Consider the following 15971-nt stretch of genomic DNA (forward strand, 5'->3'; position numbering starts at 1 on the left):
TAAATAAACGATTACCCGCATTGACGATGAAGGAAGAAGGGATAGATGAGATGAATTACATTCACATGCTCTCCAGATTAGGCATGGGCAGTGCCCACCCGGGAGGATTCGAGGCAACCCTCAGAATGCTGAAGAATTATCCCATTCAACCGGGCAGCCGCATTTTGGAGGTAGGGTGCGGAACCGGCAGAACAGCCTGCCATCTTTCGGAGATGGGTTATCAAGTGACCGCCATTGACTTGAACGAAAATATGATCAAGAAAGCCCGCGCAAGAGCCGAAGCCATGGGTATGGACGTAGAGTTCCTGCAGGCAGATGTATGCGCATTGCCTTTCGAAGACAACCGGTTTGATCTGATCATGGCCGAGTCCGTCACCGTATTTACGGATACCTCGAAATCGCTGCCCGAATATTACCGCGTTCTGGATCGCGGAGGCGTCCTGCTGGACAGGGAACTGCTGCTGGATAAGCCGATGCCGGAGCCGAAGCTTAAGGAGCTGCTCGAATTCTTCGGCATTCCTAATCTGATGATGAAGGAAGAATGGGCGGGGGCCCTCATGTCTTGCGGTTTTAAGCAGGCAGAATTTTTGGAGTACAACCACTTCAACGAGCAATTAAAGGAAGAGCAAACTCGTCATCTGGATGCGTTTGAGCAGCGCGATAAAGGACTCCTGTTCGATGCTGCGCTCTGGGAAACGCTGTTCAAGCATGACCGCATGATTCTGGATAATACCGATTTTCTCGCTTCCGCCTTATTTCGTGCCGTGAAATAATCCGGCTTCATCTCTATGCATCAAGAGGGGATCTGCATATGGCTATGCTTCCCCTCACTTCCATCACACTCAGTTCTTTCGACCTAATTCAACACTTTTTGTCAATTCGTTATATCTAGTTTAGCCCGTCGATGCTATAATCATGGTAAATATATCCTATGTTGTTGAGGAGGACTCATTCTTATGGCATGGTTCAACAGACTCCCTATGTCTCAAAAAATCACCGCAGCCTGTTATCTCATTGCCGCTTTGTTTGCGGTACCCATGCTGCTTGCGTTTATTCTGATGGGTAAAGCAATCATTGGCGTGGTCATCGTCGTGGTACTAACCGGGCTTACTTTTCCTCTTTCTCGTCTCATTGAGAAAACGCTTACGAACTCCTTCGCGGAAATTTCCAGCGTTTCCGCCAAAATCGCCAAAGGCGACTTCACCTTCCAGGTGGAGGAGGTTGGAGGCATGAACGATCTGAGCAGAACCTTCAACAGCATGGTGGACAAGCTTCGCAAAATATTGCAGGAAACCTCGGATATCACCCGTCAGGTGATGACGTCAAGCTCAAGCATTTCGATTAAAAACCAGGAGCTTATTCAAGTGATGAATCAAGTCTCCCTTTCCTCCAACGAGCTGGCCGTCGGCGCCAACGAAATTTCGGAAGACGTATCCGAAATGACGCACTCCATCCGTGAGATCGAAGAGAAGGTCAGCAATTATACGCATTCGACCCAAGAAATGAATACCCGGTCGATCGAAACGCTGGGACTGGTTGAACAAGGAAGGGATTCGGTAGCCAAGCAGTCTGCAGGGATGCAGCGAAACATTGATGCAACGGCCAAGGTTTCGGAATCCATCGATGCGCTGGCCCAAAGCGCCAGAGGAATCACGAAGATTACGGAGACGATCTCCGAGCTTGCCGATCAGACCAACCTGTTGTCCCTGAACGCATCCATCGAAGCGGCCAGAGCTGGCGAGCATGGCGCAGGCTTTGCCGTTGTCGCCCAGGAGGTGCGTAAACTGGCCGAAGAATCTACGTCTTCAACCCGGGAAGTATTCAATCTCGTTCGGAGCATCGAATCGGACATCAAACACGCGTCCCAAAACATCAAAATCAATGAGGAGGTCGTCAGGCAGCAGACCGAAATGATCCGCGAAGCAGAGCTTGTGTTTATGGAGATCGTAAACAGCGTGCAGTATATTTCGGATCAGATCGCCGCTTTCTCTAAGGAAAGCCAGTCCATGCTGGATAGCGCGCAGAGCATTTCTTCCGCGATTCAGAATATATCCGCGATCACGCAGCAATCCGCTGCCGGAACGGAGCAAGTGTCGGCCTCCATGAACGAAGGCATCTCGTCGATCCAGAAGATGGCTGAAGAAGCGGAAGCGATGAATAACGCCGTTTTCCGGCTGCAGAAAACCATCAACATTTTCAAATTTTAAGCAGCGAGTCAGTCTACATAAGCTCGCATTTATCGCATCTAAACTTAAAGGCCAAAGAATCTAACGAGATTCTTGGCCTTTTATCATCCTATCTCTTGACGCTCGCTCCATAACCGCGCAAGGTTCACAAGCCGCCCTTCCTCAAATTCGGCGCGGTAAATATCAGGCAATGTCGTTCCCAGCCAAAAATGATAATCGAAGTGCTCATCATAACGCTGGAGCATGAGTGTCATGATATCGCCGTGCGTGCCGATCGCTACCCGCTTGCCTCCATATGCATTCAAAATGATCTCGAAGGCCCGGATCGCACGGCTTTGCGCGGCTTTACCGGATTCCCCTCCGGGGAAGGAGAAGGCCGGATCCTGGAACAGTTTCTTTTTGGCATCAAGGAAGGAATGTCCCTGAAAATCGCCGGCCATCCGTTCTCTTAAGTCCTGCTGCTCCATAATCGGTAATCTTAAAGCGTCCGCCAATGGTTGGACCGTGTCCTTGGCGCGCTGATAAGGGCTCGACAGGATCGCGTCAATCCCTTCATCCAGCAGCATCTCCTTCACTCGCTCCGCAGCAAGCGATCCCTGCGCCGACAATCCACGAGACCGTTCCTTCCCCTCGATAAATGGGGATTCCGCATGTCTCACAAAATATATAATCGTCATTCTTCGATCCCCGCTTTTGGATTCGTCTCTAAATCGGGCTCCATCATCATCTCGACAAACGGCGTTAACGGCAGCAATCCCAGTGTGTCAATCGGAATCCATTGGGCTCCCAAGGAGTCTTGACCGTCACCGCCCGTTTGGATTCTAGCTTGGTCATCCAGCAGCTCGACATCATAAATTATGCCGATATGATGCAGTTCTTCCATCTGATTCGCTTCATACTGATACACGATCGTATAAGAGACGGCCGTCCGAATGCTTCCCTTAATTGAACCAAGTCCGGTTTCCTCCATAAATTCGCGCTGAAGGGTATGCTCCGGCTCTTCGCCGAACTCGATCGAGCCGCCTGGTAAATCCCACTTCCCCTTATGCGGCCCTCTCGCTTTCTGGATCAACAGGATATGATCATGCTGAATCAGTATTCCATAAACGCCGAGATGCGTATGTTTCACCATGGTCAATCCCCTCCTTTTCTCGCAGTGAAGGTCATCCATCGACTTCGGAATAGAACGTCTCTCCCATCCTTCACTTCTTGAATATCCTGCTGCACCTGCCGCCTCGTTAAGATTTCCCATTCCGAATACAGCTCGTCAAGGATAGAAAGGGCCCTTTCGGTCGACAGATTCAACTCGATTAACCCTTCTTCCTCCAAACCAGTCTCCCGATCGATTTCCTTCACTTCCGTACTCATCATGATGCAGTGAATGCCCTGGTCCACGGTTCCAGCCTGCATTTGTTTGACCTTACATACGAAGGCTTCTTCCGAGCTCAAATGCTCCAGGCATGAACAGGCAATGATGTAATGATATGACGCCTCGGTAATTTCGTAAAACTCTACGTCTGCTGCAAGTGCCTCGATGCTTGAGCTTACGCCGTACATCGCGGCATACTGCACCAGCTTGTCGATAGCCGATGGCAGCAAATCCACGCAGATGACCTGCCCGTTCGCCGATTGGATCCGCTGCGCAACCGGGATACTGTTGCGCCCGACGCCGCATCCCAGATCCAGGACCCGCATATCCGGAAACGGCAAAAAGTCCAAATGATCCAGGACCGTCTGAACGGGCTTGGCTAACCAGCTCCCAGGTTCAAACAATACGGCATCTTCATACAATTTCTCGTGATACGACTTTTCCTTTTCTCGCGCACGGTCGAATATGTTCAATGTTATAACCCCTTGTTTTTGCCGTTATCAGCCGCTTTCTAACAAATTCCACATAAGAATGCCTAAATCCTTGCCGAACAACGTATCTCTTACTTGGCAAACTCTTTTCTAATCCTCGATGATCGCTAAACGCGGCCACTGATTCTTCCATTGTTTCTTGCGTACCCGTTCCAAGTAATAGCTCCGCTTATCAAAGTTAGGACTTCTTCGAACCCGAAGCGCGAATAAATCCTCCAATCCGTAAGGACAGCAAAGTTCAAGCTCCCCTGCGACGTTCAGTCTGGCCCCGACCGCGGTGGCCGTCTCCGGCCAATGGGTTAGCGCTGCATGGGTCGAATGATAGGGCTCGTCTCCGTTCTTGGCATGCATTCTGGCCTGATTCTTGACCGACCATTTCGGGTTCGCCGTCGAGGTCCTTAAGTGCTGTTCCAGGGCAGCATCCCGTTCTTCGGACACATCATCCGAATCGAAGTAAACGACATCGATATCGGTATGCCGGTCCGTCCCGTCTAATCCATGCAGGATGTCCCATACATAATTTCGGATGTAACCTGCGGGAATATAACATTGCGGCAGGGCTAAATCCCGAACGATGCCCAAATCCGCCATCAATGGCTTGTGCTGCCTTATGTATCCCTTTAACCGTTCCTCTAACATGCCTTCACCGCCCATGAATGGTTGATATGAATCCCAGCTTGCTTGTAATTGTGTCGTCTCCAGGTCCCTCACGTTTACGAACCCCGCCGAATATGCGCGAGTATGCCCCAGAGAACCTTAATCCGTGTAAAAAAGCATAGACCGCTTCACGAGGAAAACGGCCTATGCACTCTTAGATAAAACTATTATATTCCAAATAATCCTTGACTTCTAGTCCCTCCTTGTATCGGGAAGCTGCTTACACAGCCGCATCCACCCGCTCCTGCGATGCCCCGTCGCAGCGCTTGCACACTTTCAGGGCAGTCCCGTCCGATTTGGTCCGAGGATACAACAGTTTGGTCCGGGTACTCTTGCACACCGGGCATGTGCCGCGTGCGCGAGTTGGTAGGTTCCACAAGGATTTGCCTCTTTTTTGTTTTGCCATGAACAGATACCCCATTTCATAGATTCATTATCGTCACTCTTACATATATGAAAGGGTTCGGCATAACATGTCGGCAGCTCCCATGGAATCTTGCAATATATAACAAAAAGAGAAGGCATCCGTAAACGCCCTCTCTTAAGCAGCATGATTCATGTATTCATAAACGCCACAATCTCTTCCTTAGCCGGTATGGAGGATTGAGCGCCCGGACGGGTCACCGTCAATGCAGCAGCTGCGGTCGCAAACCGCAGCGCTGCTTCCGTATCCAGCCCCTCCGTGCGAGCCGCCGCATAAGCACCGATGAAGGTATCCCCTGCCGCCGTGGTATCCACGGGTTTGACGCGGAAAGCCGGAACGTTAAATCGCTCGCCGCGTGCATTTCCATAGAAGCACCCTAACTCGCCAAGGGTGATGATCACGTTGGAAGTGCCTCTTCCAATGATCGATGCTGCAGCAGCCTCGGCCGAAGCCGCGTCCTCCACCCTCAGCCCGCTAACCACGCCTGCTTCCGTTTCGTTTACAATCAAAGTATCCAGCAGCGGAAACACCTCGTGCGGAATCGTTCGCGCGGGGGCCGGATTCAGCCAGACGCGAACGCCTGCCTTGCTGGCCGATCGGATGACATGCTGTGTCGTCTCCCACGGAATTTCATTCTGCAGCAGCACCGCATATACGCCGTCCCAGTTCACTTCGGCGGCAACATCCTCTTCGGTCAGCCGCCCATTGGCTCCTTCCGAGAGCACGATATAGTTCTCGCCTTCTTCGTTGACCGTGATGATCGCGATTCCGGATGTGCCTGCCTTGGTGAGAACGGACGAGACGCCAACGCCGCGCTCCTCCAAGGAAGCAACCAAAGTGCTTCCAAAGGGATCCAGTCCCACGGCGCCGACCATGCTGCAATCGGCACCTGCCAAGGCTGCGGCCACAGCTTGATTTGCCCCTTTGCCTCCGGGAAAAAACTGTGCGTCCCTGCTGTGAATCGTTTCCCCCGGCTGGGGAAACTGCGCAACATTACTTACAACATCCATATTAATGCTTCCAATGACAACCAGCTTGCGCAAATTTAACCGCTCCCTTCTGTTAAACCGGCTTCGGCTCGAATGTACGGACGCGAACTTCCTTGATCTCGTTCTCGCCATCCTCCAGACAACCAAAACCGAACATGCCGTGAGCATAGGCGGTTTCCTTGCATTCCAGCACATTCTCTCCATTAATATACAAGATGAACCTGTCCCTCTCGGACACCAGCTTCAGGCGGTATTCTTTACCCAATGCCCAATCGTATTTTGCCGTAATCAAACGCTTGATTCCGAAATCCTGTTTGATAAACGATACGGAGTTCGGGCCGTCGAAGCCGGCCAGATAATGACGCATGACGCCTTGCGCCCTTGCAATAACACAATGGCTGGTGCCGGATATCGGCTTGATGGTCGCTTCAATCTCCATATCGCCGGCATAATAATTGCCGGAATAGGACGAGGTATCCCCTTCAGAGGAACAATGCAGGGCACCGTCACGCAGTTCCCATTTCCCGCGATGATGCGAGAATGGGGTGACGGAAGCGAACTCTTTGGCCTGCTTGGCAAAATCGATCGTATAGTCTGAAGCCCCCGCGATGCGGAATTGCCCGACGAACAAACTTCCGATGGCACGGTTCAAGAGCGGCGACGGGCTCTCCAAGATCCAGCCGATCTCATCGATCATGGCACCATCCGTATCCGGGATGACGAATTGCACCGCGTTCCACTCTCCGCACACGGGAGTCAACGCAGCCAAACGCACATCCTCCTGCGTATAGGTATTGCGCACATACGGAGTCAAGGTAACCGGTTCGCCTTCCCACTGATCCACATAAATGTGGGCGGATACGGTTTGTCCGCTGTAGGCCAGCGGCGCAAAGGTCGGCTTATACTTCTCATCGTTGAACTCGGCGCGCCGGTAGAACGGTTTGAAATAGATTTTGCTGCTGTCGCCTTCAACCAGTCTGTCAAAAACCACTTCCAGCGATCCTCTGCTGTCATAAACCTGTTTCGTCGAATGGCGAACGACCGGCGTTTTGAAGGAATGGCTCGTCCGGAAGCCATGCGTAGATCCCGGCAGGTCGAAATCAAAGTATACCTCGCCCTGCTTCACCCGACGAACCAGCTCTTCAGGTGCTTTCTCTCCGTTAAGACGATACCCAAGCAGAGCAAGCTCTTTGGCGAATGTCGGAAAATCCACCAGATTCAAATAGCCGGACACGCTGGAAGCCACGATGAAGTCATTGATCGGCTTGCGGTAATGATCCGGGATTCCCGCCAGACCTCCGTAAACGCCGAGGATCGTTCCCACATTGCCTGCATTGCAATCGGTGTCCCAGCCGCACATCGACGCGATCTCGACCGTGCGCGCAAAATCTCCCTCGCCATACAGAAGGGCAAGCGCGCACACGCCCGCATTCGGGATAATGTGGCATACGCCCGTATATTTATCGTATCCCCAGTGGTCCTCCAAATATTGGCGGCAAGCGCGGAAATCGGAAGGCTGCTCCCGGTGGAAGTCCATCACCGCATGGACCACGCGCGCATAGGTGGAGTCATCCGGAATCATGCGCAGGCCTTCCGCGATAATCTCATCCATGGATGAAGCATTAAAGGCTTTGGCTATGCAAGCGGCCATGAAGCGGGCGCCATACAGCCCGTTGCCGTCGTGGGAGACGCTGGCCGCTTTTTCCGCGTAATCCGCTGCTTTTTCCGCTTGCCCCGGGAACAGCAGACCCCAGGAATCGATGAAAATCTGGCCGCCGATCTGCTCCGCCATCTCCGTGCCGTTGACCTCGATCGAACCGGAACGAGGGGCCGGGATGCCTTTGCGCAGATTCACATAGGCGCGGTGCTCGGTACTGATATCCTCGCCGCCCCACCAGAACATGCCGATCCCTTCCCTAGCGTAATTGAGCCATGCCTTGCCCACATCCTCCGGCAAAAGCTCACGGTCCGTCGCATCGTCATACAGCGCGCGAATAAAGAAAACCGGACCGTTTGCGTCATCGTCGGCGGCAAAGGTTTTGTACGGCTTCACGTAATCCCGGATATCGCCGTATACGTCCCGAATGCGTTCATACGTCCAGGCTACCGGTTCGATGGGAGCACCGAGCCTTATGCCAATGTTCATGCCGATGAATCCCGCATATACCGTCTCTACATAATGTTTAGGTATCATTTGCTCTCCCTCCTGTTTCAACCATTCTTATACATCCGCTGAGTTCCAATGGCTTGCAAAAAACTATGGACTCACAATATTCTTCCGAGATTCATTGATGCGAAGATCCTCCTCGATGATCTTCGCGGCAATGCCGCTGAACCGGTCGGCGATGGCGCACAGGTCCAAACGATTTACCTTATTCAGCTGTTCGATATCCTCCTTGCGGATGACCTCGCTGCCATACATGGCGCCCAGGATCACCCCGGCCATAACGCCGATCGAGTCCGTATCGCGCCCGGAATTAACCCCGTCCAGGATCGAACGGTAGTACTCTCCGTCATTGAGCACGATGAACGCCAGTGCCATCGGCAGCTCTTCAATCGACCATAGGCGGCTTGGCGTATAATGGTTGCTCGGGATGCCGATCTTGTCGATATGGCGGCTCACGTCGTCGCCCATCGGCGAATATTTAACCATGATCGCTTGCAATACCTCGATCACTTTGTCCATGTCATCCCGCTCCTGCCGCAGATCGCGCGCGGCTTGCGTCATCTCCACAATGGCAGCTTTCGTGCCGTCTTTCGCCAGGCTGATGGCGGTGCGGACAATATCGTCCACACTCACCCCTGGCTCAAAGGCCTTCGCCACGCAAGCGGCGAGCACGCCTGCGGCTTCCAGGCCGTAGCTGCTCTGATGACCCATCGCAAACAGGATGGCTTCATCATAAGCTGCTTTGGGATTGCCCGCATTAACGATCCCGATCGGGGCGATGTACATCGCCGCCCCGCAGTTCACCATATTTCCGATGCCGCCTTCTCTCGGATCGCAATTGGCCAGCACATGACGCATGAAGATGTATTTTTCCGGATAGAACAATCGGTCAATTATCAACGTTTCCTCATTCAGCTCAGGGACAAACGTCTTGCGGAACGCAATCTCCTTCACGAACTCGTTGCCCATATCATAGGCATCCAGATGCCTGCCCTCGGTAAGATACACGTTCATGAGCGCAATGGTCATCAGCGTATCGTCCGTGACAATGCCATCGCCCCTTACCCGGCCAAGCCGGACGTCGGGGGGCAGGTCCATCTTATGCCATCTTGTCATGAGGGATTCCACACGTCCATACTTGGACTTGATCTCCCCGTACGTCAATTTCTCGATTGGAGCTCCCATTGCGTCTCCGAGCGCGGTGGATATCACCACGCCCCTCACCCGGTCACGAAACGAAGTCATAGTTATAGGCTCCTTACTTGATGTTGTCGTTGGCGTATTTCGTTATCTCTGCTCCGCCTGCAGCATTCCAGGCTTCAACGAATTGGTCGAATTGGGACAAGTCCTTCTTGCCTGTAATAAAGTCCGTCGAATATTCCTTGTACAGATTGTTCATCGCATCCCAGTTCGCAATGAATTGCTCTGGGATGATGAAATTATTGTCTTCCGTGTAGAAATCGCCAGCCATTTTCAACGATTCGGTTCCAGGCTCACCCAAAAGCGGCGTTTTCAAAGGCGTCTCGGATTGGATCTCGGTCGGCTCCCAGAAACGCGCATACCATTCGCTGTAGTATTTCTCGTTCAGCTCGATCTTGCCGTCAACGACCTTATAATGCTCGTCTTCGAAACCGAGACGGTCCAGCATTTGCCCCTTCGGACTTGCAAGGTAATCAAAGACCTTGAACGCCACGTCTTTATGCGGAGACTGGGAAGAGATCGCAAGTCCTCTGGATTCCTTCGTCACGTCGGTTGCCCCGAAGCCCTGAGCTTCACCCTTGGCAGGCGGCAGCACGATCAGGTTAGCGTCATCTCCGCCGAGCTCCTGCATTCTTCCGTCGTACAAATCGATGATTTTGCCGGCTGTGCCCGTAATAACGGCAGCTTCTCCTTTATAGAAGGCATCTTCCTTCGTATCCCACTGCTTCGTAATGAATTGCGGGTCCAGCAGCCCTTCCTTGTAAAGCTTGTTGTAGAACGTCAGCTTTTCTTTTTCCTTCTGGGAAACCTTGGAGTATTCATAAGTGCCGTCGTCCTTCTTAAGCCAGGTCGTATCCAAACCGAAAGCCGTATTGAAAATGAAATTGATCTCGGCAATATCGCCTGCTGCCGTCAGCGCGTAACTCGGCTTGCCTTCACCCGGCTTCTTCTCCACCAATTCCTTGAAGAAGGCGTAATAATTGTCGACGGTCGGATTCTCCATCAAGGCTTTAGAGCTCTCCATGGCATTAAACCAGTCGGCCCGGATGACCGGGGTCTTCGGTGCGAGCGGTTTGATCCACAGCAGATACGGATAGCTTGCCATCCGCGTTTGGTTATGCGGCTCGATGATATCTTTAATGTAAGTGGATTTTTCAATGTAAGGCGTCAGATCCTCCAGCAGGCCTTGTTCGGCAATTTGCTGGTCGCCGCCTTGGAAGTAGATAATATCCGGAATGGTTCCGCCCAACAGCAGCAGATTCAGGTTCTCGGCATAACTGCCCTGTGCCAGATCCACAAGCTCGAATTTCACGTTCAAGCCTTCGTCTTCGGCCAGGGATTTCTCCAAGGTCTCGAAGAATTTAACGGAAACGGGATTCGCCGTTCCTTCATCCTTGTACACGATCTTCAGCGTAACCGGATCACCGCTTCCTTCAGGCTGCGCGGTCCCGGGCTCGGTCTGGCCCGCTCCCGGCGTCTTCGAATTCGATGTACATGCCGACATGACCATAACCAGCATGGCAACGATTAATAACAGGCTTAATTTTTTCATGTTCATCTTTCTCCCCTTTTTTGAATTTGAACATTCATGCCTTAAGTTAAGCTGCCTTCCTTAGCTTAATCCTTGACTCCGCCCTCCAGTTCGCCTTTGGCGTAATATTTCAAAATGAACGGATATAGGAATAACAGCGGCACAATCGCAATCATGATCGTACCTGCCTGCAGGGAAGCGAAATCAAAATTGATCGAGCTGTCGAACATGTTCTGGTTCCCGATCAGGGACGTATTGTCCTTACGGACAACAAACTGTCTGAGCACGACCTGCAGCGGCCATTTGGTCGGGTCCGAAATATAGAGCGTCGCCCGGAAATATTCATTCCAGTGATACACCCCGTAGAACAAGCCCAAGGTCGCCAGCCCCGGTTTGGAGAGCGGCAGGATGATGCGGCTGTACAAGCGGAAATGGCCTGCGCCGTCGATTCGGGATGCCTCCAGAATCTCCTCCGGAATGTCCTGAATGAACCGCATGAGAATAAAGAGATAGTATACGTTGATCGCTTTATACAGGATCAGCGAAGTTAACGTATTCATCAGTCCGAGATCCTTCACGAGCAGGTATTCGGGAATCATGCCCGGCTCGAATACCATAATGACGATCAGGAAAAACAACACGACCTTTTTCCCGATAAACTCGGTTCTGGCCAGCACGTACGCTGCCATGGAGGTCAGCAGCAGATTCAGGAATGTGCCTGCCACGGTAATCCATACCGAATTCAGAATACTGCCCGTGATCAAGGGATTGGACAACAACAGCTGGTAGTTGATCGTTGAGAATCCCTTCGGTATGATGTCCAGACCGCCCATCAGATGGGCTTTGCCGGGGTCGGTCAGAGACAGCGCCAGCAGATTCAGGAGAGGAACCAAGACCATGAGCGTAAATACAAACAACATCAGATAAATGACGATTTTGGAAATTTCAAGCCGTCTCATCGTAAATCCCTCCTTTACCAGACGCCCTTGCCCGAGAAGCGCTTCGATATGAAATGCGTGCCCAGGATGAGAATAATGCCGATCACGCCCTTGAACAGGCTCGCTGCGGTTGCATAAGCAAACTGCCCGTTTCCGATACCGATCCGGTACACATACGTGTCCAGAATATCGACCACGCTGATGATGGAATCGTTCATAAAGTTAAACACCTGATCGAAACCAGCATTCATGAAGAAGCCCAGATTCAGAATGAAGACGGTTACAACTGTGCTGTATAAATGAGGAAGCGTGATGTACCTCATCTGCTGCAGCCGGGTCGCCCCGTCGATCTTGGCTGCTTCATACAATCCTGGGCTGATCTTCATGATGGCTGCCAGATAAATGATGGAATCCCAACCCGCGCTTCGCCAGATTTCGGAGAATACGAGCACCCAGCGGATATGCTCCTTGCTGGTCATGTAATCCACGGATGGCAGTTGAAAGAAATTCGCAATCAGATTGACTCCGCCTTCGGCTGGGTTCAAGAGACTGATCCAGATCCCGGCAATCACGACCCACGACAGGAAATGCGGCAGATAAACCACGGATTGCACATATTTGCGGTATTTCGAGCTCCGAACTTCATTAATCAGAAGCGACAGCATGATCGGAATCGGGAACACGAATACGATTTTCATCAAACTGATGATGATGGTATTCTGCAGCACGCTCGTGAAGGCGGGAGAGCTGAACAACGTCTTGAAGTGCTTCCACCCGACCCACACATGATCCCCAAGAATCCGGTAATCCTGAAAGGCGAGTTTCATGCCGTACAGCGGAATGATGTGAAAAACAAAAAAGTAGAGCAGAGGCAGCGACAGCATCGCGTATAATACCCAATCCTGCCTTAAGCGTCTTAACACCTTCATGGGTTACCCCTCCTCCCCGTGTTCGATGGATAACTTCATGAGGGGAGCATGCTGCTGGGCACCGTACACGTCGCGGTCGCCGACGCTGCCCGACGATATGTCCCGCGACATCGTGATCTTGAAACCCAGCGCCTGGTCGAAAAACACCAGATGATGAATCTGCTCCTCCCGTATCTGATACAGCTCGCATATGGTCCGTTTCGATATGATGCCGGACTGTTTCACTCTGTCATATTGCTCCTTGGAATCAAACAACACGTCTAATGTAATTTCGAAAGGGCCCGAGTTTTTGCTTCGCAGCACCTTCGCCAAATCGCCGAGTTGAGTCATGGTTTGATCCTCCTTATCGATGCTCTATACGAAAAGCATTATTTTTCATTTCCATCAGGTGGTAGACGGAGAATTCATACACAGGACCGAACTCGATGTCGCTTGGCGCGAACGGAAACGCGAGATTTCCTGCCGTTGATTTCCGGCCTTCGTAGCCGTAGTGCAGGAAAGTGGAACGCACCGTCGCGCAGATGCTGTTTGCCAACTCCTGCGTCTTGGCCACCACTTCGAACATGACGCCGATCTCGTGCCCGTCGAACGACTCGGGCTCCTTGCTTCCGAGTACGCCGTTCTTGCCGTAGTTGTAGAATTGAATCCGATAATCCGATTCCGGAATTTCCCGGTAATATTCCCGCGCCTGGTTGCGCACATAATCTTCAACCTCTTCGAGCTTCCCGATGAGGATTGGGTCCCGGATCCCGGCAACCACGAAGGTTCGATACGCGACGCGCCTTGCGCCTTCCAGTTTGATGAAATATTTCTCCGCCGGAAGGTACCTGCTGCCCGTCACGCGAACGACACCTTTCTCCACTTCCTCGAATCGGCAGTTCTCCAAATCAAGCGTAAATCCGGGACCATGCAGAATATACGGATGTTCCTTCTCATAGAAGGTATGGGCGGCAACGCTGGTCGGGCTGCACGTCCGGTTCGGGTTAAGCGATTGAACGGTAAACGAATCATCGCTAATCGTGCCAAGAATGCTATCCTTGGTTGTGCCAGGTTCGGCGCATAGTGCGCCGCATTCCAATATTTTTCCCAGATGATAGGATAGCCCCGGGTCCTTGCCATGATAGATCCCGATCGCCGCGAATGGGGACGGATCATAAGCCCGGCCGCATACGATAATGTCTCCGCCTTGTTTAAGCGCTTCCACAATAGGCTCGTGTCCCATCTGAGCAACGATGCTGTTCGTGGAATCAATTCGCTCCCGGGTCAGTGGCGGTATGTTCGGGCTCAGTCCCTTGATTCTTCCTTCTTCGCTTGCCAGATGGATTTCCTCCTGCGTAAAATCCGCCCAGATAACGGACACTTTGGCCTGAAGACCCCGCTCATCCAAAATCTCATCAATGATATCCAGCGTCCAGTTCACATGGGTCCTTGCTCCCGAGCCGCCGGCCGATCCGATGATAATCGGAATTTTCCGAGGCAAACCCTGGGTGATCATGATGTCCAAGTCTTTCTTAACCGCGCGCTTGCTGACGATCGAAACGCCGGCGCCCAGCTTATGCGGTCCGCCATCCGTAGATCCTGCATCCACGACGATGCCGTGCAGTTCAAAGTCCATTCCGTTCATAAAGGATTGTTCAGGAAAGCCATATCCCAGCATGCCGCAGGGTGATAGAATTCGAATGTCTGTATTCATCTGCAGTCCCTCTCTACCCACATATTCACCCATGACCATTGGATAATTGGATTATCCAATTTGTGCTAAAAGGGGTGCATTTTCCCCCTCTTAAACATGAATGTGGTTTTTCTGTATGTTTTCTTTAACCCGGCTAAGATGGTTCAGCAAAGCCAACTTCGCTTTTACCGGATCCCGTTCCTTAATGGCTTGCATAATAAGTAAATGTTCTTCGTAGACCTCGCTCTTTCGCCCCGGTATCTTCGCTGTTTTGCTCAGCGTCCGCTGAAGCAAATCCATATGCAGTTCAATCATATTGACAAGGACCACGTTATGCGTGGCTTTGGCGATCGACAGGTGAAATGCCTGATCCGGCTTCGAGCGATCCTCCGCGTTCTGATCGATCTGTCCCCATGTCGCGAAGGCGGCCTCAATCTCGGCAATATCCTCATCGGTTGCGCGCTTTGCCGCCAGCTCCACGATTCCCGTCTCGAACAATTCCCGCGCCTCTAACAACTCGATGATGGTAGCACGTTCAATGTTGTCCAGAATACGGCTGCGATCCTCGGCAACGTCCAGTGCCTTGCTCAGGAAACGTCCGCCGCCCGGTCTGGCTTCAATCAATCCTTCGCGCTCCAGAATACGAAAGGCTTCCCGCAATGTTCCGCGGCTAATGCCGAAGGACTGGGCCAACTCCCGTTCTGTCGGCAGGACATCACCCGGAGCCAGATTCCCTTCCAGAATCAGATTCTTGATCTGTTCGATAACATCCTCGTACACCCGATGATATTTAATCTTCTTAATGGTCATATGACTACCCTCTCTATCCCTACTTGCGCAAACGATAATTGGGTGATCCAATTAACCGCACGTTTAGCATAAACGCATCTGAATAGGCTGTCAAGCATAAAAATAGCGCTTTCATCGATAGAATTACGGTAGTTTTGACCTATAAGGCAGTAAAAACCGGATAATTGGGTCACCCAATCATCCGATCTTTTGGACGCTTGAGTGCCTCGAGATGGCGATCCATGGGACATAATAAATAACCCCGCCGTGGACGAAGGACGAAAATCCATGACAGGGTTTGTGCTCTAAGACTTCAAATTTATGACTGCAATCTCCGTTTGGTCCATTGCCATCTTATATAACCATATAAGCCGCCTAATAGAACGAAGCCTCCGATCGCTGCTGCTGTTTGCCACCCGCTGCTCCGCTCCATCATTCCAAACGTTACCTGAGTCTGCAGGGTTTCCATCCGTTCATATTGCTTGGCCAGATCCAGATCCTGCGCATGTCTCTGTGTTAGCACCATCCCTTGCAGCATCATAAATGCAAAATAGCCTATATATATCGCTGCGGCAAACAGCACGGATTCCATCGCCAGACGTTTACGCGTCAACATGATCCCCACCTCT

17 protein-coding genes are annotated in these 15971 nt (G+C 51.8%); 2 read left to right on the top strand and 15 right to left on the bottom strand.

Annotated elements, in window-relative coordinates; genetic code table 11:
• Positions 1–26: 26 nt before the first annotated feature.
• Both M1D70_RS20990 and M1D70_RS20995 read left to right on the top strand, forming a co-directional pair.
• On the top strand, positions 27–773 hold the full coding sequence (locus M1D70_RS20990) for a class I SAM-dependent methyltransferase (RefSeq protein ID WP_456287824.1): 747 nt from the start codon (positions 27–29) through the stop codon (positions 771–773).
• 183 nt (positions 774–956) lie between these two features.
• On the top strand, positions 957–2207 hold the full coding sequence (locus M1D70_RS20995) for a methyl-accepting chemotaxis protein (protein WP_009589820.1): 1251 nt from the start codon (positions 957–959) through the stop codon (positions 2205–2207).
• Between the two features lie 83 nt (positions 2208–2290).
• On the opposite strand, the gene M1D70_RS21000 is transcribed toward M1D70_RS20995, so the two are convergent.
• The 15 genes from M1D70_RS21000 to M1D70_RS21070 all read right to left on the bottom strand — a co-directional run bounded on the left by M1D70_RS21000 (position 2291) and on the right by M1D70_RS21070 (position 15958).
• Positions 2291–2863, bottom strand: coding sequence for a histidine phosphatase family protein (locus M1D70_RS21000; protein ID WP_456287825.1), 573 nt, complete (start codon positions 2861–2863; stop codon positions 2291–2293).
• Positions 2860–3318, bottom strand: a complete 459-nt coding sequence (locus M1D70_RS21005; protein WP_456287826.1) for an NUDIX hydrolase — start codon at positions 3316–3318, stop codon at positions 2860–2862. The genes M1D70_RS21000 and M1D70_RS21005 overlap by 4 nt, the downstream gene beginning before the upstream one ends.
• Positions 3319–3320: 2 nt before the next feature.
• Entirely contained in the window at positions 3321–4028 is a 708-nt protein-coding gene (locus tag M1D70_RS21010) for a class I SAM-dependent methyltransferase (RefSeq protein WP_456287827.1), read from the bottom strand.
• Positions 4029–4136: 108 nt separating this feature from the next.
• Entirely contained in the window at positions 4137–4685 is a 549-nt protein-coding gene (locus M1D70_RS21015; RefSeq protein ID WP_456287828.1) for a nucleotidyltransferase family protein, read from the bottom strand.
• Between the two features lie 238 nt (positions 4686–4923).
• On the bottom strand, positions 4924–5109 hold the full coding sequence (locus M1D70_RS21020) for a hypothetical protein (RefSeq protein WP_074961828.1): 186 nt from the start codon (positions 5107–5109) through the stop codon (positions 4924–4926).
• A 149-nt stretch (positions 5110–5258) separates the two neighbouring features.
• Positions 5259–6170, bottom strand: a complete 912-nt coding sequence (gene rbsK, locus M1D70_RS21025) for a ribokinase (RefSeq protein ID WP_009590049.1) — start codon at positions 6168–6170, stop codon at positions 5259–5261.
• A gap of 19 nt (positions 6171–6189) precedes the next feature.
• The gene (locus M1D70_RS21030) at positions 6190–8310 is read right to left on the bottom strand and encodes an ADP-ribosylglycohydrolase family protein (RefSeq protein WP_009589811.1); all 2121 of its coding nucleotides are present in this window, start codon (positions 8308–8310) and stop codon (positions 6190–6192) included.
• Positions 8311–8373: 63 nt separating this feature from the next.
• Positions 8374–9528 carry an ADP-ribosylglycohydrolase family protein gene (locus tag M1D70_RS21035; RefSeq protein WP_456287829.1) on the bottom strand — a complete coding sequence of 385 codons (1155 nt, stop codon included), beginning with the start codon at positions 9526–9528 and terminating at the stop codon, positions 8374–8376.
• A 13-nt stretch (positions 9529–9541) separates the two neighbouring features.
• Positions 9542–11035 (bottom strand): extracellular solute-binding protein, encoded by a 1494-nt coding sequence (locus M1D70_RS21040; RefSeq protein WP_036671103.1) that lies wholly within the window; start codon positions 11033–11035, stop codon positions 9542–9544.
• Between the two features lie 65 nt (positions 11036–11100).
• Positions 11101–11973, bottom strand: a complete 873-nt coding sequence (locus M1D70_RS21045; RefSeq protein WP_009589953.1) for a carbohydrate ABC transporter permease — start codon at positions 11971–11973, stop codon at positions 11101–11103.
• Between the two features lie 14 nt (positions 11974–11987).
• Positions 11988–12881: an ABC transporter permease gene (locus tag M1D70_RS21050; protein WP_009589957.1), complete on the bottom strand. Its 894-nt coding sequence runs from the start codon at positions 12879–12881 to the stop codon at positions 11988–11990.
• 3 nt (positions 12882–12884) lie between these two features.
• On the bottom strand, positions 12885–13211 hold the full coding sequence (locus M1D70_RS21055) for a DUF4387 domain-containing protein (protein ID WP_009589826.1): 327 nt from the start codon (positions 13209–13211) through the stop codon (positions 12885–12887).
• Between the two features lie 13 nt (positions 13212–13224).
• Positions 13225–14574, bottom strand: coding sequence for an acyclic terpene utilization AtuA family protein (locus tag M1D70_RS21060; RefSeq protein WP_036671104.1), 1350 nt, complete (start codon positions 14572–14574; stop codon positions 13225–13227).
• Positions 14575–14664: 90 nt separating this feature from the next.
• Positions 14665–15363, bottom strand: coding sequence for a FadR/GntR family transcriptional regulator (locus M1D70_RS21065; RefSeq protein WP_456287830.1), 699 nt, complete (start codon positions 15361–15363; stop codon positions 14665–14667).
• Positions 15364–15661: 298 nt separating this feature from the next.
• On the bottom strand, positions 15662–15958 hold the full coding sequence (locus tag M1D70_RS21070; RefSeq protein ID WP_433940696.1) for a hypothetical protein: 297 nt from the start codon (positions 15956–15958) through the stop codon (positions 15662–15664).
• Positions 15959–15971 lie beyond the last annotated feature (13 nt).

It is taken from the genome of Paenibacillus sp. AK002 (assembly GCF_053903045.1).